The following is a 23,042-nucleotide window of genomic DNA, read 5'->3' as shown; positions in this document are numbered from 1 at the left end:
AGCTGTTCACCTTGCTTACTTCAGAATGTCGTTCAATTCTTCCGCTTTTTTCCTGCTATCCATTCTAGCATAAAAATAAAATGCAATAACATGCAACACGATAGATAGTAACCACATTCCCGGGAACCAAGGTGCAATCAACTCAAACATCTCTCTGGAAAACAACCATATGATGAGCATGCCTCCGGCAATATTACATGTAGAAGAGATGACGATATTCCAGATCGGCTTTAACGTAAAATGGTTCCAAAGCGCGCTATACATCACTCCGAACAGCAACGCTGCAATGAGCGAAATGCCTGCCACATTCCACAGAAACGACATTTGGATCGGCTGATCGCGATAGAACATTGTCAGCAGTAAAATTACCCATAGTGTAGTGACTGTAAATACTTGAAAAAATGATTGTTTAAGCTGTTGGATCATGATAATTTCCTCCTAAAGTTTTGGATATAAAACCGACTGACGGAGTAGCTGGAGCCATCGGTCAGATTAACCTGAATTCTGGCATGTTCGGCAGCCGAAAAGTTGCTAATCTGTGTGGTGTTGATCATCGTCTGATTATTGATTCGTACGAATGATGTATCTTGAAAATCTTTTTCCACATATTTTAGACGTTGGTTAAGCAAATATCTCTCTCCTGTGACGACACGCACCCCGCACATACGGTCTTCCGATTCAATGGCAATGACGCTGCTAAGTCTAATCCTTATCTGACGACTGTTTTTCGCCTGGATCACGACCAGTTCCGTCTCGGATTGACCAATCGCTTCTCGAATACGATCCCACTTTGGCTTCTCCGCAGGATTAGTTAGTATTTTGGCCTCGCCAGGCTGCATTTCCTGATCCTCTTCAAATATGACTTTCACACGTTGCCCTCCTCTCACCACTCATATTACATACCTGAAAAAACACTTCCCACTAATTTGCGTTTTGTTGCATGAACCCGTAGTTGTGTTGCATTAAATACAAAAAAACTACTCTTCAGAGTAGTTTTAGACCTTTAGCTCGTTTTTCTATGACTCTGCCTTAACCTCTACAACCAAGTCTTGATGTTGCCGAACCCACTCATTCATTGTTGTAATCGCTTGCTGTGAAGCCTTCCGATATGCCGCGTATAACCGCTCCGTCTGCTGAAGTAACTGAGGGTCATGTTCCAAATCGGTTGGCGATACTTCGTGCCACGATTCTCCGGATTTTTTTGCATCCGTTATAAGAGCTTCAATCTCGTCCAGTACATCAATCATTACCGTTAACTGAAAGAAGCGCATGCCTCGTCTGATGCCATCCCAGCTCCGCAGATCAATAATATTATACGCTGAGAACCAATAAAACTCTGCCAGACTTGTGGTGTGATTGTGATATGAGTAAAACAGGTATAATGCTTGTTGCCCTTCGTTTAACTGTAGGTATACCTCTCTTTTGGCATCCATACTCTGCCCGCGGACGGAGAGCAACATCGGTTCAATACACAGCCAGCTTAGTTTTTGCGAATCTAAATCCTCTTTTCTGATCTCGGCCTTCATTACAAGCTCCTCTCTATTCACTGTTTACTTGTATGTGGTTCGAGCTTCATCCTGATGTCCATCTATGTTGCCTCCCTACCTCATACTATAGTGCAAAATATGCTGAATACCGCGGTTGCCCATTCGGGTCAATCCAAGGTCAAGAAAACCAGATTTTACATACAACTGATATGCCGACTTATTTGCCTCATTCACAGCAAGAATGATTTCATCGACTTCTGGGTGAAACTCACGTACCCAATTAGGCAATTGCTTCATGGCATCCAATGCATAACCTTTCCCTTGATATTGCTCCGAGATCGACAGCGCACGAATGAGTATTTTGTGATCCGATTCCGCTGGCTCCACGTATTCTGACCCTTTATGTAAAATAAAGAACCCTACAGGCACAGCCTGCTGTAAAATAACAACCGGATTTTTGTCCGGATTCATCATAGCCTCTTCGATCACCTCGGCAGGCAATGCCGTGAAGTGAACTTGTTCATTTTTCAGCGTAAACCGGGTTAAATCCTGATAATATCGTTCTTCATAATGCACCAAACAAATACCTTGTCCCATCCTGTTTCCCCACTTCCTGTCTTGCTATGAGGTCTTGCTTTACATTAATCGTTGTTGCTACAGTTAGGCTATCCCCAAAATATAATCGTTACCAACCCCCCTTCATTATTGCATACCTCGTAGTCGAAGAATTACACTATCACTTGCAAGGGAACCGCTAGTAGGGGTTTGAAGTCTAACTACAAGATCACTACCTTTTTGGACAGTTCCAACCTTTGGAATGATGATGGTAGGAAGATCAAACCAAGTGTCTTGATAGACCAAAGCGCTCCCGTTAAGGGTGCGTTTGTTGTAGAATGCATCGAGATCGGGGCTGTCAAAACCATCCACACGGAAAGTTAGCCGTTTTCGATCCAGATATTTATTTGGTGCTTTGTTATAAACTTGTTCACCTTTGAAATATAGGATGTAGCTATTTTTCTGGTCTTTAACCATCAAATCAGTGATGCTCTGTCTGCTATTTGACCATTTCAATGTATTGATATTAGGTAACAGTGAACGGTTGGGATCGTTGGGATCAGCAAGGTCGATAGCAACAAGCGCGTCGAGTTTACCTTGATAGAGCCCATCCTTCGACGTAATCGTCATTTTACTCTCATCCCACATTTCCTCTACAGACGCCTTACCCGCACGTTTTACATCAGATTCTGGCGTTACCCACATCTCTGGCATCACCGTGAAGATGTTCGTACCATGCCAAGCGATCTCAGCCTTACCGACTGCATATTTATCAGTGTCCAAGTAAGTACCCGTGTTTTTAGCAAGAATACGCTCGATCAATACGACAGCTTGTGCACGAGTTGTTAAACCTTTAAGAGCTAGTTCACCTTTACCGACACCTTTAATCAGGCCCGCTTTCGTTGCCAAGTACATCCATTTGTCATCCTCTTTTGTCGTTTCACCAATCGCACGAGCTGCCATACGCGCCATTTCTTCACGCGTCATCACTTTGTTCCATCCAGCATCATTGTTTGAGAAATCTGCATTCGTATACAATCCAGCTTCGGTCGCAGAATTCACGTATGGAGCGTACCATTTGCCCGAATCGTTTTGTACATCAAGTTCCATAGCCGCAACGACCATTTTGGTGAATTCAGCGCGCGTTACGCTGACATCGGGTTTAAATGTTTCGTTCGCATAGCCATCGACGTATCCTTTCGATACAGCCTTTTGAACAGCATCGTAAGCCCAATGGCTTGATTTAAAATCAGTGAATTGTATCGATGCTGCTGAAGCTACCGTGACCGTTTGAACGTTTTGTAGAATGCTACTTAGCATTCCCAAAGTAAGTGCTACTGCCAGCGTAATTCCAGCTCTCTTAGTGAATTGTTTTCCCATAATAATCTCTCCATTTTATTTGATTCATTTGATTTAGTAGAATACTTATTCGAATTCATTAATCGGTTGCATCTAACTATAGGTGAAACTTGTTTTTCGGAACTTTACAGTGGGAGAAAAGCGCTCTATATTTTTCATCGTTTTCACTGGCTATTGCGTTTGCTCTGTCCTGTTTCGCCCACTTCCTGTCTCGCTAGGTTTCCAGATGCTCATATACGTCCCATTCTTTGAACATCGTACTCAAATCCGAAGCAGTCTTCTGGATAAAAGACGATATAGAGTCCATCGTTACGATATGTAAATCATCCTCAGGCTCGTTGTCCCGATTCATGAAAAAATCTAGCTTTTCTCCCCTATACTCGTACACCTCCTGTGCTGTCAGGCCACCAAACTCATATGCCTTTGCTGTCATCAGCTGATCTAACCATCCCGAAGCACCAACGTATTCACGCAGGATTCTGAACTCCAGCTTTTTCACATCATGGGTGTACACACTTCGTCCATTCGGGTCAGCTTCGTATGGTGGATAAATCTGATATGTCCACTCTCGATCCGTATAAATATGAGCAACGTAACCACATAAGTATTGCGAAAATTGAGGGTCCTGCTTCATCCGATGTCTGTTTGATTCAATAACTTGCTGATAAAACGCATCTGTAGGGAATTCATGTTCTACAGCCATCAGATGAGTTTTTGCCTTTTCACTGCGTATGTTCGTTCTCACATGAATGGAATCCGGTGCTAAACTCCCCAGCAATAGAGACGGAGATGGGTGCGAAATGATTTTGGCTGCAACTGCAAAATGAACCATTGGCCAAGGCAATTTAAGCCCTCCTTTTATCCAAAAAATGTTATGATTTCAATGACGAAGCAGCGTGGCTTCACCTTGCAGCAGGTCGATAAATACAGGCTGCTGAACCTTGTTGATGACTGACAAATCGATCTCATCCAGCTGATGAAACACAAGATGAAGCGATTCTCTTTGTTCATCTTCAAACAAAAGCGTTCTATGATCCTCAGCCATGCGTCCAGCCAACTCTGCAGTAACATTAAATAGAAACATGACAAATACGACTTCATTCCCGTCAGGATATGTATAGTTCATTCTTTCGCCCGTGTATATCGCGGCCAATTCGTAAGAGATCACCTCCAAGCCCGTTTCCTCTTTCACTTCCCTGATCATCGTCTCTTCGATCTGCTCACCGGCCTCCATACCGCCCCCAGGTAATCCCCAATCTCCGTAATCCGATCTTCGTTGAAGCAAAATTCTCCCCGCATGGTCTCGAATAATAGCGCCGCCTGTTACGATAATACGTCTAGTCATCGCTTTCCCCTCTTTCAACAGATCATTATACGCCAAAATGTATAATACAACGTCCGGTCTCGGCAGCATACTTTGTCATGACTGCAAGCTTGCTCAATTGATCTATTAAATCGGTTTTGTCATACACAAGCTTCTCATCGCGTCCCTTCCCCGTGGTTACATCGATGCAATAATTCCCTGTAAGAACAATAGGGTCAGGAGCAAGGCTAAGTAACTCAATCCATGATCGTATAATTTGCTGAAACTTCAACAGGATATCCTGTCCAACAATAACGGTTATCCCATGTACATTCAGTCCTGTATTTCTTGTGTCAGTACTCGGATTCCATGTGTCTAACCAACGAAGAGTATCATGGATGTAAGATATAAATTCATCCTCAAACACAACCTGCTCTACTACCCCAAGCCCACGTTTATATACCTTTCCATCAGAGTCCCAAGAGTACGCATCCATCAAATTTTCTTTGAGAACGGTTTGATCTTCAACAACAAATTGATGATTTGGCATTATGACTTCCTCCCAATAACGGGCTCACTCATGCTGTCTCTTCACATCTCTCCGTACACACCAAGAAACAACAAGCGCAACGGAACTTATAAGCGGTAACCAAGCCATCCAGCCCATAATAATGAGTATAGGTGCCAGCATCAGAATGACTCCGAAAAACACCATCAGACGTAGCTTTTTACTAATGCCTTTGGCCGTCCAGATCAGCCCCGTGCAAGAAAGTACGATCAATAAAGCAATGTAGTATCCATCCATCCTGCTTTTCCCCCTTTGAGAATAAAATTAGCATTTTGATGAACAGTAAACTCCGTTTATAACATTCGTTATCCGATCAAGTAATCGACCACCGGGTACGAGATCACATTGCGATCCCTGTATGTGGAGGATATGGCCTCGGAATGTGTGCTAAGAATGCCGTTTTGTAACATCACGGGTCTGAATCCACGCTCCATGGCACCATTGTATGTGAACAGGACACACTCTTCTGCGGCAAATCCGGACACGATGAGCAGTTCAACGTCCAGATCTTTAAGTGTCTGCTCGAGATCGGTTTGCCAGAATGCATTAGAACTCTCTTTGGTGATCGTAATATCTTCCCCATCCACATCAATCTCGGGAATAACCTGATACTGCTCAGGTTCTGCTCCCTCCATGCCTTCCACATCTTGAACATGGACGACCACATGGTCATTGGAGCGAAGGACGTTCGCGACATGATTAATATATTCGCAGGCATGGTCTATGGCCTTCTGATCCATCTTTTGACGCACAATGCTCTCTTGCATATCCACAATTAACAATCCTGTTTTCATCCGATCTCTCCTTCTAATATCCAATCGTTTAATTCGTAGTTCTGCCTGTCGTTATCCAGTTAATCATCCCTAAACAATTCATGCAGCATTCGATCCCGATTCTCCAAAAAGCTGCGAGTGATCTGATAATGATCTGTATCCTCATACAACATCTCGTGAATATGTCCGTCGTCAAAACTTAAAATATTGGCCCCCGGATACCCGAGCAGAATGGGCGAATGTGTCGCAATGATAAATTGCGAAGTACTCGACAAATCGTGAATAATTCTCAGCAACGAAAGCTGCCGGGCTGGAGACAAAGCAGCCTCTGGCTCGTCAAGCAGATAAATCCCCTTGGAACTGAAGCGGTTGATGAACAAGTTAAGAAAAGACTCCCCGTGCGATTGCTTATGCAACGAACGCCCTCCATAATATCGAAGCGATTCCGGCATCTGATCTACATGTGATGCAAATTGATAGAACGATTCCGATCGCAAGAAGAAACCGTTCGCCATTTTAGGCAACCAGGCCAGTCTTAGATAGTCCCCTAACGAGGACTCTGATGCATGTGTTTCAAACACATTATTACGCCCGCCTCCGGCGGTATTAAATTCACATTGATGAGCGATGCCTTCCAGCAATGTTGATTTTCCTGATCCATTTTCACCAACAAAAAACGTAACGTTATTGCTAAACGCCAGTCGCCCCATGGAATGAATCGACGGGATACTGAAGGGATATTCCCCAGGTTGCTCAATCTTGTCTGACATTAATTCAACACTTCGAAGATACATGATCTACCTCCTGCCATAGGTTCATTAACGTTCATCCCCTATCTCCATCGTACCCTATAATCCAATATTTTGGAAACCGCATCAACTGAAAAAGAGCGAGCCCGTAGGCTCACTCTTTAAGTTCCTTTTCCATGTAGCTGTACACACTTGTTCTCGAGCAAAGCACCGTAGTTGAGAGCTAAACGGATGCGCACAATCCTTAGGCTAATTAAAATACAAATCTTCGCTGTGCCCAGTAGCTGAAAACAAAAATTGAGATTTCCGTCAGAATTTTAGCTGCCATTAGCGGAATGATCAGTTGTTCATAATACAAATATAACAAACCGTAGTTTAGTAGTAGCACAAGCACCACAAGCGAGAAATATTTCGGTAACGACTGCCCGATCTTGGAGCCCCTACCTGCGGAAAATACATATTTGCGATTCATGGTGTAGTTGAACATGGAGCTACATAGCCTTGCTGTTACGACGGACAAGAATAGATGGTGTGTGAAATACTGCATGATAAATAATAATCCAAAATCAATCAGAGCAGATAAGACAGAAGAAGTACTGAACTTCAGAATGGGCATGTAGATACGAAACGAGTCTGCCAAAGGACGGAAATGGGAGGATTCATTGTGCTCCAGATAGACCGTATCAATGAATTCTTCTGTAATCTCATAACCTTCCTTATGTGCGGTTAGCAGCATGTTCATCTCATACTCAAACCGTTCTCCGGGAATTAGGCACAGCCAGTCCAGCATCGCATATGGAAAACCACGAAGTCCCGTCTGTGTATCATATACCTTACTGCCTGTTGTCAGCGAAAATACAGTACGTGTAACACGGTTACCGAAACGACTTCGGGCAGGCACCTTACCTGTAAAGCGACGGCTTCCTAATACGATGCCGGGGCTTGTCTGCGCAAGCAGTGTCTCAAAGATGCTGCGGATATCATGTGGCAGATGTTGCCCGTCACTATCTGCGCATACGACTCCGCCTTGCGGGCCGTGCTCTCTAATATACTGAAAACCGGTCTTCAGCGCCCGGCCTTTGCCCTGATTGACCTCATGTGTCAGCACTGTACAACCATACGCTTCAGCTGTCTCGAAAATTCCGCGGTATTCACCCCCGCTGCCATCATCCACGATAACAATAGGCCCAAGCTTAAATGTCTGCAACTGCATAACCAGATTCAATAAACGAACGTCAGGTTCATAGGATGGAATAAGGATCGTCATATTATTGTGCCTCCGTTAGATACAGAATGTCACTTACGCCACGCTCCTGATTACGTCCCAAAGGATTGTTCACGACCCTGCCCATAAAATACATGGTGGATGAACCGCCGCCGTCCAGGTTATACGCCTCTGTTGCACCCAGGTCTTTCATCGTCTGGGCAAGTTCAGCCAGCGTCATACCCCGGCTGTCATCTTGTCTTCCATCGACTACAACAAACACATAATGGTTCGGCGCAATCATGCCGATGGCTGTTCGGGGATTCGCATCCTGAATGGAGCGATTGCCAAAGTTATTGTCAATTTTCACACGACTGAAATCACTGGTAATTTCACCGTTCTGCACCAGAATCGGCCCAAAGGATAACGTATTGGTCACTCCTTCTGCCAGCAGTTCAGCAGAAGAAATATTATTTTCGTTATACGTTTGAATCGTCCCGTCATTGAACAGTGCTAACGCATCTCTGGTCGGGCTATCACGATATAACACGCCATTACGGATAATGACACCATCATCACGGAATCCGTAATAGTCACCGTTTATCGCAAAGATCGCGTTGTTTGTTTCAGCAATCTCTGATGTGTCCTCCGTGATATTGGTGCCAAAGCTATTGTCCGCCAGCGCAGTTCGTAGGTTGCTCGCGTCCTTCACCTGTACATCAGCCACATAATACGTAATCTGATCCGAGCCGGAGCCTGCCTGCACCTTATGAATCTGGATCTTTAGATCGTCACTGCTGTAATTCCAGTCATCCGATGTTGCATGCACATCCGCTGTAGTCGTAGTAGAGGTGGTATCTGCATTTCCATCAGATGCAGCATCCTCACTTGAACGAGTAGTTGCCGCGTTATCATCTGCCACAACCACCTGTACATGCCGAATCAAATATCGGTCAGCCAGACTGTACAGAATGCTTCCTATAACAATTACAGCTACAAGGGTAATCGTAAGCCACCTGCGTTTTTTTCGGGAAACAGGAATGCTATGTTGTTCTTTCCGGTTTGGCTTTTTTAAGAGTTTGATCATGTATCCTTCACCTCTCCAGATTCAGTTACGTTCTAATGCCATATTAGGACCGTTAACTTAAATGAATCTGAAACGAAAGAAGTAAGATGACCATCAGTTTATCTTTAAATTTAAAGAGGCCTCCCGTTTCCGTTAAAGGAAAGTAGAAGACCTCAAAGTTGAAATTGGATTTACCTATGCAAACAACGCATCGTACGCTGGACAAGGCCGGTTTTTGAGAAAATCTGTTAGGGCAGCGGGCTGCTGCGTATAGATATCCTTCAATGACGTACCACTATAAATGTTACCAATGACTACCGGATGGCACAGCTCACAGATCAGAATATCCCCGTTGCCATGCAAGTGTAATTGTTTCGTACCATCCACACAGTTCGAGAAGTACACTCCAGGTTGTTCACGCAGATTCAATTGTTCGGCAAACCGATCCATACATGTAAAATAGAGCGTTGTATCCGGCTTTTTATGTTCGATTAATGCTGTGACCGATTGAACCAGCGACTCCTTGGAGACAATCTGGCTCCAGTCGGTATGTGGCATCTTGATGCTGTTCTGAATCTCATGAATACGCACACCCAAGTCGTAAACTTTATCGCTGATCGCCTGCATATTCTCCTGATTCCCTTTAAATAGTAACGTTTCAAGCACTGTTTCCAAACCGAGCTCCGTGCACAGACGAATGTTTTGTTCCAATCTCTCATACATGCGCGGGTGCACACGATAGTAGGCGGCATACGACTCCGCGTCAGTGTAGTTAAAAGAAATATGGATGTTGGACAAGCCGGCATCCCGTAACGCCATGATTCTTTCCTCTGTCAACAGACTGGCATTGGTGTTCAGCTGTGTATCGATACCATGTTCCGCACAGTACGTTACAATGTCCCAGCAGTCCTGGTATTTCAGCGTCACCTCGCCGCCTGACAGCCGTACCCGCTTGAGATGTGGAAGCTCACGAATAATGCGGATAACCTCTGAACTGCTGATGCACTCCCCATCATCTCGATTGTATGCGCAACAGTAGTCGCATTTATAATTACAATTCGAAGTCACCCCAACCTCTAGCCCTTCGAGCCCATAGACGCCGGGAGTCTCCAGTTCAAGCGCTTTGTATTTGTTGCTGATCGTCATAACCCTTCCCCCTACTTATCTTTCAGCATTTCAGATCCACGTCCTGATAACCTGAAAATTATAGTGGAAGATATCCGTAAGGGCTATGACATTATGTACGTTCAAGAAGGATTAGGCCTAAGAAATTCTTCTTATAAGATGCCTCTATAAGCCTGTGGTATCAAGGCCACAGCCTATTCCTTTGCCAATGTCCTTCCTGCCATTTATATTGAACGCGTATATGTTTCCGATCAGTATCCCCCTGCCAAAACTCTACCTCCTGTGCATGAACAGCATATAACCGCCAATGAGACGCAGCAAAATCAGGGTTCTCCTGAAGTCGTTTCTTCTGAATTTCAATGGAACCATTCAACTCTTCCTCACTATCCAATAGCTGACTTTGGCGCTCCGTCATAGCTACTGCTTGGGCTCCAGGATTGCGTTTCCGGAAGTCCTTTGCCCCTGCTTCGTCTCCTTCATCTTGAGCAATTCCCCTGATTCGAATCTGTCTTCCTAATGAAGGCCAGTAGAAGGTAAGTGCCACCCGTGGATTATCCTTCAGCTGCTGGCCTTTTCGACTGTCCAAGCTGGATGCAAAATAGAAGGTATCCTGAATCATGTTTTTCAAAATTAAAACCCTCGCATCTGGATAACCATGTTGATCTACGGTAGAGAGCGTCATGGCATGGGGCTCTTTTACATTATTTTCGATAGCCAGTCTTAACCAATCCAGAAATAACTCTCCCGGCTGATCCGGCAGCTGTTCCATATTCCAAATGGGGAATGGTCCAGATAAAGATGTTAAATGATGCAACAGGTCTTCCGGTTTACTGCTCATCTGCCTGCCTCCTTACTTCTTCAGTTCTATATCGAGATACTGATAGCAACATGCAGAAGCTTAGCTGCTTTACGGTCTCCAATGAGGAATTGTATTTGTGTCTAGTATACTCCATCCATTCTTTGTTTTCTCAATCGTATGAATACTCGTGTTATCAATGGGATAAAAACTGGACGTATTGCTCCATTCCTTGTTAGCAAGCACATAGTGAAGGATATTAATCACCCCACCGTGGGTCACCAGCAAAACATTCGATTGGATTCGCTTCTCTTCGAGTTGAATACAAAGATTCTCGAATGCATTTCGTATTCTAGTATAAAAATGAATCGGACTTTCTCCGCCCGGAAAAGCAGTATCCATCTTGAGCGTATTAAAATAAACTCCAGGATACTTTTCTTCCGCTTCCGCATGGAGCATACCCGCCAATTCACCATTGTTCATCTCACGCCAGTCGGCTGTATAGATGCCTTGGATGCCCAATGACTCTTCAATCGAGTTGCTGGTCTGCATCGCTCGGGGGAGATCACTGCTTATCACCGTTTGAATATCATACTGCTCTGCATGTTTATACAGATACATTCCTAATGCTCTGGATTGAATAATACCTGCTTCAGTAAGTCCTCTTTGGCTCCAACCGCCCCGATAACCTTCTTCATCTGTACCATGCCGAACCAGAAAAATCTTCATTGTGTTCTGTCACCTCTCACTGTCTCATCATTTAGCGAACAAACGTGTTCTTCACACGTTCAGATTTCCTAAAATACGGAATCCAAATTGCACAAGCAATGACAGAACGTGCAATGTCCCGAATTGAACTTCCATCTTCGAGTTCTCTTGCTATCGGAATCTGATAGAGCAGCAGATAATCCACAATTCCAACTGCGAGGCTTAGACTGTAAAAAATAATCATCAGACGTGGAAGCATTGCTTTTTTCCGATAGAAAGAAACAATGACGTACACTGTAAATACCAGAAACATTAGGTTGAAAACAGTTTCAAAAATAATTACTGGAGCCCAAAGCGGGTGATACAAGCCTGAATCCTTAGCAGTAAGAACCTCCCATGTCTCTGTGTTTAATATGGTTAACATAGATTGGTTGATCTGTACCAGGAGCATAATTAGTGTGAACCACAACCCAATCTGGATAAGGATCAGCCAGCCTCCGAGCCCAGACACACCAAGTGGGCGGTGTTCTCTCATTGATTCTTGAAATGCTTCTTGTAGAGGTTCTTGCTGCATTTCTAACACTTCCTTCTCTCATGTTGTTTTAACCGCTGCTATTCGTTTCCATATGTATAAATACTTTGTAGGTTTCCTTCCTATTTCTTGCTCGAAAGCTAACTACCCCCCTATAAAAATTGACACAGCTTCCTTATTGTACTACAAGAGAGAAACGAGGCATACCCGTGACTTCCTCAGCTCCTTTTTCGGAATCGTTATACTTTCACCATGTTCCGTCCAGTCTGTACATGTCATAATTCAACATAACAACAGCAGTCGAAGATGCTGCTTATGATTGTTTACAATAATGAAGGAGGATTTATCCATGCCTGATCCAAAATTAACGTTACTGCCTTTTGCCGATATTTCCAGTTACACCGAGGGTTTCGAAATCGTCTCCGTGCAGTGGGGACACGATGGCCTTGCATATATATTACTTATTAATCAAGTCCCTGAACGAAAACAAGGCATGTTTGTGCAAACCAAACTAAAGAAGTCTTACACATACAAAGTGCTGATTGTATCGGATGAATATGTCCAGGAAGTCGTCATCGGGGGACAACAATATTACTATCATTACGTACAGCCCTTACAAGAACATCTGCTGCTCGTTGGTGCGCGCTGCACCTATTACGGAAACAATCAATATGATCTGAATGCCAAAGTGTGTGATATGGAAGGCACAACGATTCGTGAATTTTTGCTAGGAGACGGGATCCAGAGTGTACAGGTGACCAAACGCGGAACGATCTGGACCAGTTACTTTGATGAAGGTATTTTTGGCAACTATGGCTGGGATCAGCCCGTTGGAGAGAGTGGATTGCTAGCTTGGGACGCATATGGGAATGTACTCTATAAAAATAACAGCGCCGACATTGCCGACTGTTACGCACTCAATGTGGTGAACGAAGAAGAAGTCTGGTTCTACTATTATACTGACTTTAAACTCGGCTGTATTTCAGGAGCAATCCAACCGGAGTCTCCTCGAGTGAACTTCCTGAATCCGGAGATATCAGGTTCCTCCGGTTTCTGTACGGATGGATATCATTTCCTGTTTGATGCCGGGTACGAGAAGCACGGAACATTTATTTTCAAGAAAATGCAGAAGTCTGGTAGCCTAACCAAGGGAACGAAGTTCACATTGTTGAACGAAAAAAAGCGCCCCTTCCAACAAGCACGACAGGATTTCCGCCAGGATCACCTGCTGCTGAGTGAGGGAAACTTGCTGTATCAAGTAACGATGGAAGAACTGTTATCTGTTGTAGAGTAGCTTCTAATGAGCTGAGGAATGAGGTAATCGATTGGAAAAAAGCTTAAAATCATGACTTAAAAGACAATCCCTCTTCCTCCAGCGATTTACGCAATATGGGCATAGATGAGGGCCCGATACCATGCAGCTTTAGAATTTCATTCTCCGTATACTCGGCAAGTTTCGGTAAAGTCATTATTCCTTCTGCTTCAAGTGCTCGTCTTACGGGAGCAGAGAGTAGACTCATAACCCCCTCCTTTGGTTTCCCTTCCGTCTCACACTTGGGGCAAGTCGAACAATCACTTTTTTTAACAAAAGTATGTCCCTTCTCACATGTTCGCCGTGTTCCTTTATTGGTTGTCATTTGGACTTTCCTCCTCTGTAACCTCTATATCCGTGAACCGTTTTAATTTGGGGAGAGTTTTCTCCAAAAACCTTTCTTTATTCCTAATCTGGATATATAGCACCATGCCATCTGGAGCTTCCAGTTCAAAACCATGTTCTTCTATATAGGACAGATAACTATTGAACTGCTCGGGCGCAGTGCCTTTACTAACGATAGCACAACTAAACCAGAAATCCGTTAATTCTAGAGCATTAATGATCTCTTCTTTTGTCTGTAATGCATACCATATTACATTCTTCAAATGCTGAGGTATATCGACATGCTTCAGCCACAACTTATTTTGAAATTTCACTCGTGGATAGATGAAGTTCTGTACAGCTTCTGGATACTCTTTCAATTCAAGAAAGTCGTGAGCATATTCATATAACAACTCCTCAATTTCATGTATTAATCCAGCATCCATGTCGTTCAGTTCCTGCTTGCGAAACTCTTCTATCCATTGTTCATTGGTTAGGTTTGCTTCTTTATTGTAGGATTTACGCTTTAATAGATCAGCCACTCTTGCTGTCGTTTCGTAATCGGGACCCCAGAATACACCCGCATGGAAATATTCTACATTCATTTTCGAAATCATTGCTTTATACGGATCTTTTGTTTCGTCATACTCTATGAAATTAAATAATATCTCTTCATCGTCTTCCTTGAAGGCTAAGATGAGTTCAGCTATTTCGGCGTTCGGCCCGTAGCCTAATTCATAGCCGATCTCCAGTCTGATCGGGTTCGATTTTAGAAATAGTTTCAATGTTGCACATCCTTCTTTATCCGTTGAGATATGGGCTTTCTCCCGCAGAGATTGTATAATACCTTTGATAAACAAGTGTACTAGAATGAAATTTAATTTTCAGGAGTGTGTTTAATGGATTTAAAAGAAAAGCTGCTGTTGATACAAGAAAACGAATATCAAGCACCTGCAGACGCCTTCGAGTTGGTACAAGAAATGTTACATAACATTGGTACGTTGGACGCACAACTGCGTGATGAGTTGATCTATACAACCTTATCTCACTGGATTCCTGGCAGTACTCTAACTACATACGAATTAGAACATATTTTAACCACCGTTTTAGATCATAGGCATTTGCTTTATCAACTGGGGGAAGCCCAAGCTGATTCCGTATTCACACGTTCTTTTTCCATGCTGGTTATCCCTCTTCTTTTCATCAGACACACAGAATCGCCTTTCCTGTCAAGTGGGCGCATTCATCAGATCAAAGACGCTGTCTTTCACAATGTACGAGAAGAAAGGGATTATCGCGGATATGATGAAACCAAGGGTTGGGCACACGCTATAGCTCATGCTGCTGATGCTTTGGAGGATTTGGCCCAATCAAACGAATTGCATGAGGCTGATTTAACAACGATACTGGATCTGGTATATGAGAAAATAACGATTAGCGAACGGGTTTACTCCGATGGCGAAGACGAACGAATGGTGAAACCGGTCATCTGTATTCTAAATAGAAACATTCTTAGTCAGAAATATATTCAAGAATGGATTCAACGTTTTGGTACGGTGGAGAAGGACACCGAATTCCTGCCTGCATTCAGGCAAAAAAACAACATTAAAAACTTTCTAAAAAGTCTTTACTTCAGAATTAGACATAATGCCGTCCATGATGCTGCCTTATGTTCAACGATTGAGGAAACGTTATATAAAGTGGAACCAGTCTATTATTCATCCTGAAGGATATGTCAAAGCCCATATGTTGCAAAAATAGTTGCATACTTTTTCTCAAAGATCGCCCAGCGATTTTCGACTCCATATTTAGCGTGCAGTAGTTGTAGATATTTCTGAGCAGTCGTCGTATCACCATTCTGTAGCAGGAAGTGAAAGGTTTCTTCACTCAAATGCAGTGCTGTTCTTTTCATATAGTATTCCACAATATCCCTAGGGCTGGTTATGTTCCGCATATATTCCACAGCTTCTTCCAGATGGGAGAGAAGTTCTTTTGAAAAGGTGACTAGGTCGGTGTCAGGTGTCAACGAGTAGCGGTCTGGAGCAGATGGGACAATCTCTTCAATCCGGCAGGTGAAATGAGATTGCTCCTCCATCGTTTTACCGCCTGATATCGTAGACTGCAGCTCCGCCAACTCCTTGGAATGAATCATGCAGTTAATATAGAAGCGAACGTGATTGGCTGTATTGCCGTGGGACTTCTGAATGTTGAATCCGTAAATAAGACCGCCTTCGACTCTTTGAAAATTCAGAGCTTTTTTGGCATAACCGTGACGGGCAAATAGAGGTTTTACTTCGTTCTTGATGATCTCTTTAAATAGCTCCTGCAATAGAACTCCCTCCCTCTATGCCTCGATTTTATAAAAATAAGGGCCGCACATCGATTCATGTGTATGTACATACGTCCATGTGAACGCCTTGTCAAAGATATAGATATCCTGTTGCTCATCAAAATCGGCTGCGACGACAGCGCTGGCATTCTCGTAGATCTGGACAAATTCTGTGTTCTGATACATCACATACAAATCATTTTTCTCCTCCGCATCGAAGGCTGCTCGCGCTGCCTCCCCTTCCAAACACTCCTGCTGTTTGTAACTGAACATATGCCATTTGTACTGGCTGTAATGGATCGCTTCTTTTAAAACATCATCCAGGTTATGTGCAAACACCTCATCCCAGCGCCGAATAATTTCCTCAGACTCCTCACAGAACTCAGTCACTTGTACCCTCTTGTCTGCGATCATCTTCTCATACATATATTTGCGGTACACCATTTCAACTCGTGAGTATGCCATGTTGAGTTGCCTTTCAGGCATCACATCCAACATCCGATTAATCTCTTCCCGAACCATGGGTAAACCTCCCTTTATATAGATACGTTTGTGGATACTGTAAAAAAATATACTTCAAAACTGAAACAACGCGCTGCGTCTACATCAGCCTTTATCATCTTTTCGCAGCAAATAGGCTAGTTTGTACATCTCGGCAATATCCTGCCGATTCTGATCCCGGAAACGCCTCACGGCTTCATCGATCTCTACGATCTCAACCAACACCACCTGCTCCCCATCCTCGGGATTGAGCGGTTCACCAACCAATTCCACTTCACCGTAACCAATGACTCTAATGAAATGTGGATGCGGAATGTGAGGTCGATACGGCTCCATGGCACAGGAAGTGCAATGAAACTGTCCAAAGACTTGGTAGCTTCGCAGCTCTGCCCCTAATTCTTCCATCAGTTCACGTTTCAATCCATCCATATAAGACTCGCCTGCTTCCAACGTTCCTCCGGGCAGTTCCCACAGCCCGTTATCCAGTTGAAACACGACACACTGTTCCTCGACAAACGGAATAATGCTCACATTACTCACCAATGTCTCGTCTACTTGCTCGCCCAACCGGAACTCCGCCTCTACAATTCCCCAATGGATCGACGTGCTCAGTGCCGGAAATTGTCCTGCATTTATGCTGTTCATCCGCATCCGATCCTCTCCCTATGAAATTCATGATGTTATGTAATCCATTCGTACCTTTAAGGTACACTCCATTCCCTTCCAATTATAGTCGAAAACACAAAAAGAAGGCCACCTTCCCCGCAGGAGCCTGTGACCCTCACATTTACATTCCTCTAACGCGCTACGAGCTTTCCTTTTTCCAAAAAAAGTACCCGGCTACAGAGCGGCAAAATCCGCTCATCATGCGTAACCATCACCGCACTCTTGCCCTGCTCCTTCACGAGCCGAGCAATCGTGCCTACAATATCCAGCCCGCGCTCCGCATCCAGGCTGGCTGTCGGTTCATCCGCCAGCAGCACGGCCGGATCATTCATCAGTGCCCGCGCAATGGCAACGCGCTGGCGTTCCCCGCCAGACAGCTTGTCGGTGTATGCTTTGCGACGATGAGACAGGCCCACCGTCTCCAACAGTTCACCTGCACGGCGCTTGGCTTTACTTTTGTCCATACCCGCAAGCTTCGCAACCACGAATAGCTGTTCCTCCACCTTCAGGTACGGAATCAGATTCGCACTTTGAAAAATAAATCCGAGCTGGCGCAGCCTTACATCCGAGATGTCTGTTTTACTTTTGCCCATAATCGAAGTACCGTCTAGCAATACCTTCCCATCCGTGGGCTCGAGCAGTGCCCCTGCAATAGACAGAAATGTACTTTTCCCTGAACCCGAAGGGCCCATCACAGCGACAAGTTCCCCTTCTGCGACCTGCAGATCAAGCTGATCCAGAATCGTGCGCTGGCTGCCACCGTCATCAAATGTCTGTGTAACACCTTGTAACTCCAGTCGGTTTCTCATGCTGCCGTCCTCCCAATCGCATCAAGTGCATCAATTTTGGTAACCTTCCACACCGAGAACAACGAACCCGCCATCGACATCAGAATGAATAACACACAGGTTAATGCAAGGGTGGAAAATCCTAATTGAAAAGGCATCGATGCAGGCAAAATGGACTCAAACAGCCGCACGAGCAGCACGCTGATCACCAGACTGCCCGCAGATAGCAGCAGCACTTGCAGCGAAACACTGCCTGCCAGATAAGCATTTCGGGTACCAATTGCTTTTAAAATGCCGAATTGACTGGTCTTCTGAATCGTAATGACGTAGAAAAATACCGCAAGCACAAATGCCGAGATTACATATAGAAACGCAATCATCATCAAAAGTGAGCCCTGCTCCTCCTTGTAACCCGGAATGGCGGATACCGCATCCGATTTGGTGATCATCTCCGTCTTAGGCAATGTAGCGCTCAGCTTGCTCACTTGAGCATCCGTACCTTTGACCGCGATGGCATTGTATACTGGCGCGCTCAGTGAACCAAATGGAGTCGGTGTACCGATTGCCGTTGTATTGCTCGTTGCATTTTCATTACCAGTAGCACCCGTGTCCGCTTTAGTGCTCACGCTTGTTCCAGCGCTCGCTTCAATCGCACCTGCTCCCGATTTTTCATCTACTCCACCTGTTGTAGGGGACGCCTGTACAGTACGTGATCCAGCTTGCAACGCAAGCCATTCCTGCTCATTCAGAAACACCACCGGCGCGTGACTGAACGATTCATTTTGCACAAAACCACTAACGGTCCACTCCGTCCCAGAGGCTTGATCCACCAGAACCGTGCCAATCGTGACGCCGGATTTTGCCAGCTTCTGATCCACCACTACCTGCCCTGTGGACTGATCGTTGATCGCTTTGCCTTCGGTAACGGTTGGCGCCAGCCAGCTTTCGGGGTTCACCATAAATAAAGTGACATCAATCTTCTTGATATCATCCGCCGGGCTGACTGTAGTCATTCGGACCCCAAGCGGTTCTGCATTGTCCTGCCCAACGACAGCACGCGCCTCATCCAGCTCCTGCTGGCCCACCTGTGAACGAGTGAATCGATGATTCGAATCCTGTTCGAGAACAAAGTGGGTTGCTGCCATATTTTTAATCGAAGCCGCGTTATCATACGACAGCCCCTGCGCAAGTCCGGTTACAAACAACACCAGAAACGAAACGAGCACCATGATGGTGGCAATCAAGGCGTATCGTCCTTTTGCAAATCTCATTTCCCGTATAGCCAAGTACATATGCTCTGACCTCCCTCTTGATAACCCAAGTATAGGAGGTGAAAATGAACGGAAAATGAATAACTCATTACATCTGCGGAAGGGTTACCGTAAAGAGCGTACCTTCGGCTGAACTGGACACCTCAATCGTCCCGTGATGAATGCGGATAATCTTCTGCACAATCGCAAGGCCCAGGCCGGTTCGACCAGAAGAACGTTCACGCGCATGATCCACACGGTAGAAACGATCAAACAGGAACGGCAGATGCTCCGCTGCGATTCCGTCTCCGGTATCCTGAATATGAACAATACACTCTTTATCCGTCTGCTCTGCCCGAATCTCAATGCTACGGCCTTTCGGCAGATGCTGCACCGCATTACCCAGCAGATTCATCCACACCTGCATGAGCAACACTTCATTACCCTTAAGCTCTATGGATTCAGATATGGACATGCGAAGTAACAGCTCTTTCTCCTCCAACTGCCATTGCAACACCTGAACCGCCTGACGGAATTGACCTCTGAGGGAGAAGGTCGTTTGAGTTTGGGTTATATCTTCATTTCCCTGTTCAAGCGAAGACAGTAACAGTAACTGTTTGCTCAGCAACGAGAGATGACGACTCTCCTCCTCAATAATCGATGCATAATGCTCCCGTTCCTGCTCCGACAATTCCCGATCCGCCACCAATTGGGCAAACCCCTGAATCGAGGTTAACGGCGACTGTATCTCATGGGATACGTTGGACACAAACTGCTGCCGAGCCTGATCTACCCGTTCCAATTCACGGCTCATCGTCATAAAATGCTGAGCGAGCTGCCCGATCTCGTCACGTCTTGCGGTATTTAATTTCAGATTATAATTGCCTTGTGCAATTCGTTTCGTCGCTTCGGATAGTCTTTCAATCGGATTCACCAAGTAACGGGTGCTAAATAGAAAGATCAGTACACTGATGCCAACCGTTAATGTTCCAATGAGCGCAAAGAAAATTCGCAGTTCCCCAAATTGCAAAATGATATCAGGACGCATGAACATAGCATATGGAGTATCACCCACTTGTAGCGGAACACCAACCGTATTACTTAATTGATTGTCAAAAAATCCGGTAATAAACGGTTGGCTCGGAAACTCGGCCACACCATGATACACTTCACCGCCCAGCACCAGGCGAATAGCCTGTTGATCCAGATCCTTTTCACGGAATTCACGACCGTAAAATTGATCATGCCCCTCACCATCTGTGACATAAATTTCATATCCAAGTGAAGCCGCATTATTCAGATACCTCTCCACTGTATCCGGCTGCTCTTCGGCAAACATTTTCATATCCATGGCGATGCCCACCAGCTTCTCATCATTAAATTCCTTGAGCTTGGCGTGATAATAGATGTTGGAGAAAAAGAAACCCAGCACACTGCTGACGATAATCACCGCCACCGTAATGAGAAATATACGGACGTACAACGTTCTCAACGCGATTTCACCTCGATCTTATAACCAATCCCCCGCACCGTCTGAATCACAAAATCATCTGCATACTCCGCAAATCGGTCACGCAGCCGCTTGATATGTACATCCACCGTTCGGTCGTCTCCTTCATAATCTACACCCCACACGAGCCGAATCAGCTCATCCCGCGAGAAGAGACGCCCCGGAAACTGCGCAAGCTGAGACAGTAGTTCGAATTCCTTCATCGGCAAAAATAAAATCGACTTCCCGTCACTCACCTCTACATTGTTGCGGTCAATCACAATCCTGTTCATACGAATCATATCGCTGGAGGTCCGATGATATCGACGAAATAAAGCTTTGACCCGATACACCAGTTCCTCAGGCTCAAACGGCTTGGTCACATATTCATCCGTGCCCCGCAAGTACCCTTCCTTCTTGTCCGCAAGCTGATCGCGTGCGGTCAGCAACATAATAGGAATGTCGTAATGCTGACGAATGTAATCACACAGCTCGAGTCCGTTCATACCTGGCATCATGACATCGAGGATCGCGAGATCGATGGAGGTCTCCTGTATCATTTTGATCGCCTCCAAACCATCCTGTGCTTCATGTACCCGATATCCCTCCTTCGTCATCACATGGCGCAGCAGCGCGCGAATATTAGCATCATCGTCTGCCAGCAGCAGATGTTTCATCTCGTTGTCCGCCCTTCTATAGTGATCCTGCCCCGATGGTAGCACAAACGAGAAGGCATTAGCCAGTGCAGTTACCAGTATAGCTGTCTGTGTCGATGCATGTTTATATTTGCTCAAATCTGGTTGACACTACTATGAGATCGAATTATAATAAACCCATAACATATGAATGATTGCTCATATGTTCACATTTGATACAAATCGTATTACAGATATGTTCAGCAACATAACCAGATGTAGCACGTAACGCGATATGATCACGCAACTTACATAACGGAGCAAAGCTCCTAAGGAGAGGATTTATCATGTCAGGACACCAACATAGTCACAATCAGGGGCACGACCATGGCCACAATCACACGCACGGTACGAATAACAAAAAAGTACTACTCTTTTCCTTCATTATCATTACCTTGTATATGATCGTGGAAGCCTTCGGGGGATTCATCACCAATAGTTTGGCACTCATCTCCGATGCCGGTCACATGCTCTCGGACTCCATTGCACTCGGAATTGCTCTGCTGGCATTCACATATGGAGCAAAAGCCGTCAATACGGGGAAAACCTACGGTTACAGACGTTTTGAAATTCTGGCAGCCACACTTAACGGAGTTACGTTAATTGCCATTGCGCTTTATATTTTCTACGAGGCCATTGGCCGTTTTATCCACCCGCCTGAAGTCGCAACCATGGGTATGCTGATCATCAGTACAATCGGATTGCTCGTGAACATTCTCGTTGCCTGGATTATGATGCGTGGCAGCGATACCGAGGGCAACCTGAACATGCGCGGAGCATATCTGCACGTGATCAGTGACATGCTGGGGTCTATCGGTGCGATTGCTGCTGCTCTGCTGATGATGTTTTTCGGCTGGGGCTGGGCAGATCCACTCGCAAGTGTCATTGTTGCGGTGTTGGTATTACGCAGTGGATTTTATGTCACCAAATCTTCTTTGCACATTCTCATGGAAGGCACACCGCCCAACGTGAATGTTAACGATCTTGTGCAAACCATCCAGCAGGTCGATGGCGTCAAAGGTGTGCACGATGTGCACGTCTGGTCAATCACCAGCAACCTGAACGCACTGACCGCCCATATCGTAGTAGATGGTACGATGGATGTGTATGCATCCGAGGTGCTTGTACAGAAGATCGAGCATCTGCTGGAGCACAAAGAGATCAAACATGTCACCTTGCAGGTCGAGTCGGAAAAGCATCTTCACGACACCTCGGTGCTTTGCACTGTAAAAGGTGACGCACCCGACGCGCACGCGCATCACCATCATTAATTTTAGTGCAGATTAGTGGATACTTGCTTATATTTGGATAAGGCAAAACAGGACGATTCCCGTAAAGGGGACGCCCTGTTTTTTATTTATTCACGTTTGTCCTAAATTCACTTTTGCCTTAATTCCCTTTTATCTTATGTTCACACTTGTTTTATAGTTTGGCTTTGGGTTTGAATTTGCAGCCTTTGCAGG

At 45.0% G+C, this 23,042-nt stretch carries 29 protein-coding genes; 3 read left to right on the top strand and 26 right to left on the bottom strand.

Features of this window, described 5'->3' with window-relative positions:
• Nucleotides 1-15: 15 nt before the first annotated feature.
• The 17 genes from AB4Z30_RS15540 to AB4Z30_RS15460 all read right to left on the bottom strand — a co-directional run bounded on the left by AB4Z30_RS15540 (nt 16) and on the right by AB4Z30_RS15460 (nt 12,267).
• Nucleotides 16-426 carry a hypothetical protein gene (locus tag AB4Z30_RS15540; RefSeq protein ID WP_441927903.1) on the bottom strand — a complete coding sequence of 137 codons (411 nt, stop codon included), beginning with the start codon at nt 424-426 and terminating at the stop codon, nt 16-18.
• A complete protein-coding gene (locus AB4Z30_RS15535) occupies nt 423-869 on the bottom strand; it encodes a LytTR family DNA-binding domain-containing protein (protein WP_441927901.1) in 447 nt (148 codons plus the stop codon). Before AB4Z30_RS15535 ends, AB4Z30_RS15540 begins: the two co-directional genes overlap by 4 nt.
• 147 nt (nt 870-1,016) lie before the next feature.
• On the bottom strand, nt 1,017-1,526 hold the full coding sequence (locus tag AB4Z30_RS15530) for a hypothetical protein (RefSeq protein ID WP_441927899.1): 510 nt from the start codon (nt 1,524-1,526) through the stop codon (nt 1,017-1,019).
• A gap of 75 nt (nt 1,527-1,601) precedes the next feature.
• Complete coding sequence (locus AB4Z30_RS15525) at nt 1,602-2,084, bottom strand: GNAT family N-acetyltransferase (RefSeq protein ID WP_441927897.1); 483 nt, start codon at nt 2,082-2,084, stop codon at nt 1,602-1,604.
• A gap of 105 nt (nt 2,085-2,189) precedes the next feature.
• The gene (locus AB4Z30_RS15520; protein ID WP_441927895.1) at nt 2,190-3,422 is read right to left on the bottom strand and encodes an S-layer homology domain-containing protein; all 1,233 of its coding nucleotides are present in this window, start codon (nt 3,420-3,422) and stop codon (nt 2,190-2,192) included.
• Between the two features lie 193 nt (nt 3,423-3,615).
• Nucleotides 3,616-4,245, bottom strand: a complete 630-nt coding sequence (locus AB4Z30_RS15515) for a hypothetical protein (RefSeq protein ID WP_441927893.1) — start codon at nt 4,243-4,245, stop codon at nt 3,616-3,618.
• A gap of 36 nt (nt 4,246-4,281) precedes the next feature.
• Nucleotides 4,282-4,746, bottom strand: coding sequence for an NUDIX domain-containing protein (locus AB4Z30_RS15510; RefSeq protein ID WP_441927891.1), 465 nt, complete (start codon nt 4,744-4,746; stop codon nt 4,282-4,284).
• A 25-nt stretch (nt 4,747-4,771) separates the two neighbouring features.
• The gene (locus AB4Z30_RS15505) at nt 4,772-5,254 is read right to left on the bottom strand and encodes a hypothetical protein (RefSeq protein ID WP_441927889.1); all 483 of its coding nucleotides are present in this window, start codon (nt 5,252-5,254) and stop codon (nt 4,772-4,774) included.
• 24 nt (nt 5,255-5,278) lie between these two features.
• A complete protein-coding gene (locus AB4Z30_RS15500) occupies nt 5,279-5,509 on the bottom strand; it encodes a hypothetical protein (protein WP_441927887.1) in 231 nt (76 codons plus the stop codon).
• A 68-nt stretch (nt 5,510-5,577) separates the two neighbouring features.
• Nucleotides 5,578-6,066 (bottom strand): cysteine hydrolase family protein, encoded by a 489-nt coding sequence (locus AB4Z30_RS15495; RefSeq protein WP_441927885.1) that lies wholly within the window; start codon nt 6,064-6,066, stop codon nt 5,578-5,580.
• Between the two features lie 59 nt (nt 6,067-6,125).
• Nucleotides 6,126-6,839, bottom strand: coding sequence for an AAA family ATPase (locus AB4Z30_RS15490; protein ID WP_441927883.1), 714 nt, complete (start codon nt 6,837-6,839; stop codon nt 6,126-6,128).
• A 208-nt stretch (nt 6,840-7,047) separates the two neighbouring features.
• Nucleotides 7,048-8,061, bottom strand: a complete 1,014-nt coding sequence (locus tag AB4Z30_RS15485; protein WP_441927881.1) for a GtrA family protein — start codon at nt 8,059-8,061, stop codon at nt 7,048-7,050.
• Nucleotide 8,062: 1 nt separating this feature from the next.
• Complete coding sequence (locus AB4Z30_RS15480; RefSeq protein ID WP_441927879.1) at nt 8,063-9,085, bottom strand: phosphodiester glycosidase family protein; 1,023 nt, start codon at nt 9,083-9,085, stop codon at nt 8,063-8,065.
• Nucleotides 9,086-9,259: 174 nt separating this feature from the next.
• Nucleotides 9,260-10,210, bottom strand: a complete 951-nt coding sequence (locus AB4Z30_RS15475; protein WP_441927877.1) for a radical SAM protein — start codon at nt 10,208-10,210, stop codon at nt 9,260-9,262.
• Nucleotides 10,211-10,370: 160 nt separating this feature from the next.
• A complete protein-coding gene (locus AB4Z30_RS15470) occupies nt 10,371-11,027 on the bottom strand; it encodes a pyridoxine/pyridoxamine 5'-phosphate oxidase (protein ID WP_441927875.1) in 657 nt (218 codons plus the stop codon).
• 69 nt (nt 11,028-11,096) lie between these two features.
• Nucleotides 11,097-11,714 carry a histidine phosphatase family protein gene (locus AB4Z30_RS15465; protein ID WP_441927873.1) on the bottom strand — a complete coding sequence of 206 codons (618 nt, stop codon included), beginning with the start codon at nt 11,712-11,714 and terminating at the stop codon, nt 11,097-11,099.
• 31 nt (nt 11,715-11,745) lie between these two features.
• Nucleotides 11,746-12,267: a DUF2569 domain-containing protein gene (locus AB4Z30_RS15460; protein WP_441927871.1), complete on the bottom strand. Its 522-nt coding sequence runs from the start codon at nt 12,265-12,267 to the stop codon at nt 11,746-11,748.
• Between the two features lie 307 nt (nt 12,268-12,574).
• On the opposite strand from AB4Z30_RS15460, the gene AB4Z30_RS15455 reads away from it, so the two are divergent.
• Nucleotides 12,575-13,519 (top strand): hypothetical protein, encoded by a 945-nt coding sequence (locus tag AB4Z30_RS15455; protein ID WP_441927869.1) that lies wholly within the window; start codon nt 12,575-12,577, stop codon nt 13,517-13,519.
• Between the two features lie 49 nt (nt 13,520-13,568).
• Here the strand turns inward: AB4Z30_RS15455 and AB4Z30_RS15450 are convergent, their stop codons facing one another.
• Complete coding sequence (locus tag AB4Z30_RS15450) at nt 13,569-13,862, bottom strand: RNA polymerase alpha subunit C-terminal domain-containing protein (protein ID WP_441927867.1); 294 nt, start codon at nt 13,860-13,862, stop codon at nt 13,569-13,571.
• A complete protein-coding gene (locus AB4Z30_RS15445; protein WP_441927865.1) occupies nt 13,849-14,646 on the bottom strand; it encodes a hypothetical protein in 798 nt (265 codons plus the stop codon). The genes AB4Z30_RS15450 and AB4Z30_RS15445 overlap by 14 nt, the downstream gene beginning before the upstream one ends.
• Before the next feature lie 114 nt (nt 14,647-14,760).
• Between AB4Z30_RS15445 and AB4Z30_RS15440 the strand changes: the two genes are divergently transcribed.
• Nucleotides 14,761-15,588, top strand: a complete 828-nt coding sequence (locus AB4Z30_RS15440; protein ID WP_441927863.1) for a DUF2785 domain-containing protein — start codon at nt 14,761-14,763, stop codon at nt 15,586-15,588.
• Between the two features lie 8 nt (nt 15,589-15,596).
• On the opposite strand, the gene AB4Z30_RS15435 is transcribed toward AB4Z30_RS15440, so the two are convergent.
• The 7 genes from AB4Z30_RS15435 to AB4Z30_RS15405 all read right to left on the bottom strand — a co-directional run bounded on the left by AB4Z30_RS15435 (nt 15,597) and on the right by AB4Z30_RS15405 (nt 21,561).
• Nucleotides 15,597-16,190, bottom strand: coding sequence for a DUF4304 domain-containing protein (locus AB4Z30_RS15435; protein WP_441927861.1), 594 nt, complete (start codon nt 16,188-16,190; stop codon nt 15,597-15,599).
• Nucleotides 16,191-16,205: 15 nt separating this feature from the next.
• A complete protein-coding gene (locus AB4Z30_RS15430; RefSeq protein ID WP_441927859.1) occupies nt 16,206-16,712 on the bottom strand; it encodes a DUF4275 family protein in 507 nt (168 codons plus the stop codon).
• A gap of 84 nt (nt 16,713-16,796) precedes the next feature.
• A complete protein-coding gene (locus AB4Z30_RS15425) occupies nt 16,797-17,336 on the bottom strand; it encodes an NUDIX hydrolase (protein WP_441927857.1) in 540 nt (179 codons plus the stop codon).
• 152 nt (nt 17,337-17,488) lie between these two features.
• Nucleotides 17,489-18,166 carry an ABC transporter ATP-binding protein gene (locus AB4Z30_RS15420; protein WP_441927855.1) on the bottom strand — a complete coding sequence of 226 codons (678 nt, stop codon included), beginning with the start codon at nt 18,164-18,166 and terminating at the stop codon, nt 17,489-17,491.
• On the bottom strand, nt 18,163-19,437 hold the full coding sequence (locus AB4Z30_RS15415) for an ABC transporter permease (RefSeq protein ID WP_441927853.1): 1,275 nt from the start codon (nt 19,435-19,437) through the stop codon (nt 18,163-18,165). The genes AB4Z30_RS15420 and AB4Z30_RS15415 overlap by 4 nt, the downstream gene beginning before the upstream one ends.
• A 67-nt stretch (nt 19,438-19,504) precedes the next feature.
• Nucleotides 19,505-20,887 carry a sensor histidine kinase gene (locus AB4Z30_RS15410; protein ID WP_441927850.1) on the bottom strand — a complete coding sequence of 461 codons (1,383 nt, stop codon included), beginning with the start codon at nt 20,885-20,887 and terminating at the stop codon, nt 19,505-19,507.
• Nucleotides 20,884-21,561: a response regulator transcription factor gene (locus AB4Z30_RS15405; RefSeq protein WP_441928162.1), complete on the bottom strand. Its 678-nt coding sequence runs from the start codon at nt 21,559-21,561 to the stop codon at nt 20,884-20,886. Before AB4Z30_RS15405 ends, AB4Z30_RS15410 begins: the two co-directional genes overlap by 4 nt.
• A 305-nt stretch (nt 21,562-21,866) precedes the next feature.
• On the opposite strand from AB4Z30_RS15405, the gene AB4Z30_RS15400 reads away from it, so the two are divergent.
• Nucleotides 21,867-22,850: a cation diffusion facilitator family transporter gene (locus tag AB4Z30_RS15400; protein ID WP_441927848.1), complete on the top strand. Its 984-nt coding sequence runs from the start codon at nt 21,867-21,869 to the stop codon at nt 22,848-22,850.
• Nucleotides 22,851-23,042: the final 192 nt, after the last annotated feature.

The organism is Paenibacillus sp. 2TAF8 (assembly GCF_052114825.1).
Classification (GTDB): Bacteria; Bacillota; Bacilli; order Paenibacillales; family Paenibacillaceae; genus Paenibacillus.
The sequence above is the reverse complement of the archived record's forward strand: the minus strand, read 5'-3'. Positions and strand labels throughout refer to the sequence as shown.

Excerpts from the sequence above, each read along its gene's own strand:
- AB4Z30_RS15525 (WP_441927897.1), bottom strand. The coding sequence starts at position 2,084 with ATGGGACAAGGTATTTGTTTGGTGCATTATGAAGAACGATATTATCAG.
- AB4Z30_RS15500 (WP_441927887.1), bottom strand. The coding sequence starts at position 5,509 with ATGGATGGATACTACATTGCTTTATTGATCGTACTTTCTTGCACGGGG.
- AB4Z30_RS15470 (WP_441927875.1), bottom strand. The coding sequence starts at position 11,027 with ATGAGCAGTAAACCGGAAGACCTGTTGCATCATTTAACATCTTTATCT.
- AB4Z30_RS15420 (WP_441927855.1), bottom strand. The coding sequence starts at position 18,166 with ATGAGAAACCGACTGGAGTTACAAGGTGTTACACAGACATTTGATGAC.
- AB4Z30_RS15430 (WP_441927859.1), bottom strand. The coding sequence starts at position 16,712 with ATGGTTCGGGAAGAGATTAATCGGATGTTGGATGTGATGCCTGAAAGG.
- AB4Z30_RS15485 (WP_441927881.1), bottom strand. The coding sequence starts at position 8,061 with ATGACGATCCTTATTCCATCCTATGAACCTGACGTTCGTTTATTGAAT.
- AB4Z30_RS15425 (WP_441927857.1), bottom strand. The coding sequence starts at position 17,336 with ATGAACAGCATAAATGCAGGACAATTTCCGGCACTGAGCACGTCGATC.
- AB4Z30_RS15465 (WP_441927873.1), bottom strand. The coding sequence starts at position 11,714 with ATGAAGATTTTTCTGGTTCGGCATGGTACAGATGAAGAAGGTTATCGG.
- AB4Z30_RS15475 (WP_441927877.1), bottom strand. The coding sequence starts at position 10,210 with ATGACGATCAGCAACAAATACAAAGCGCTTGAACTGGAGACTCCCGGC.
- AB4Z30_RS15540 (WP_441927903.1), bottom strand. The coding sequence starts at position 426 with ATGATCCAACAGCTTAAACAATCATTTTTTCAAGTATTTACAGTCACT.
- AB4Z30_RS15505 (WP_441927889.1), bottom strand. The coding sequence starts at position 5,254 with ATGCCAAATCATCAATTTGTTGTTGAAGATCAAACCGTTCTCAAAGAA.
- AB4Z30_RS15510 (WP_441927891.1), bottom strand. The coding sequence starts at position 4,746 with ATGACTAGACGTATTATCGTAACAGGCGGCGCTATTATTCGAGACCAT.
- AB4Z30_RS15440 (WP_441927863.1), top strand. The coding sequence starts at position 14,761 with ATGGATTTAAAAGAAAAGCTGCTGTTGATACAAGAAAACGAATATCAA.
- AB4Z30_RS15400 (WP_441927848.1), top strand. The coding sequence starts at position 21,867 with ATGTCAGGACACCAACATAGTCACAATCAGGGGCACGACCATGGCCAC.
- AB4Z30_RS15460 (WP_441927871.1), bottom strand. The coding sequence starts at position 12,267 with ATGCAGCAAGAACCTCTACAAGAAGCATTTCAAGAATCAATGAGAGAA.
- AB4Z30_RS15415 (WP_441927853.1), bottom strand. The coding sequence starts at position 19,437 with ATGTACTTGGCTATACGGGAAATGAGATTTGCAAAAGGACGATACGCC.
- AB4Z30_RS15490 (WP_441927883.1), bottom strand. The coding sequence starts at position 6,839 with ATGTATCTTCGAAGTGTTGAATTAATGTCAGACAAGATTGAGCAACCT.
- AB4Z30_RS15450 (WP_441927867.1), bottom strand. The coding sequence starts at position 13,862 with ATGACAACCAATAAAGGAACACGGCGAACATGTGAGAAGGGACATACT.
- AB4Z30_RS15495 (WP_441927885.1), bottom strand. The coding sequence starts at position 6,066 with ATGAAAACAGGATTGTTAATTGTGGATATGCAAGAGAGCATTGTGCGT.
- AB4Z30_RS15530 (WP_441927899.1), bottom strand. The coding sequence starts at position 1,526 with ATGAAGGCCGAGATCAGAAAAGAGGATTTAGATTCGCAAAAACTAAGC.
- AB4Z30_RS15480 (WP_441927879.1), bottom strand. The coding sequence starts at position 9,085 with ATGATCAAACTCTTAAAAAAGCCAAACCGGAAAGAACAACATAGCATT.
- AB4Z30_RS15520 (WP_441927895.1), bottom strand. The coding sequence starts at position 3,422 with ATGGGAAAACAATTCACTAAGAGAGCTGGAATTACGCTGGCAGTAGCA.
- AB4Z30_RS15405 (WP_441928162.1), bottom strand. The coding sequence starts at position 21,561 with ATGAAACATCTGCTGCTGGCAGACGATGATGCTAATATTCGCGCGCTG.
- AB4Z30_RS15455 (WP_441927869.1), top strand. The coding sequence starts at position 12,575 with ATGCCTGATCCAAAATTAACGTTACTGCCTTTTGCCGATATTTCCAGT.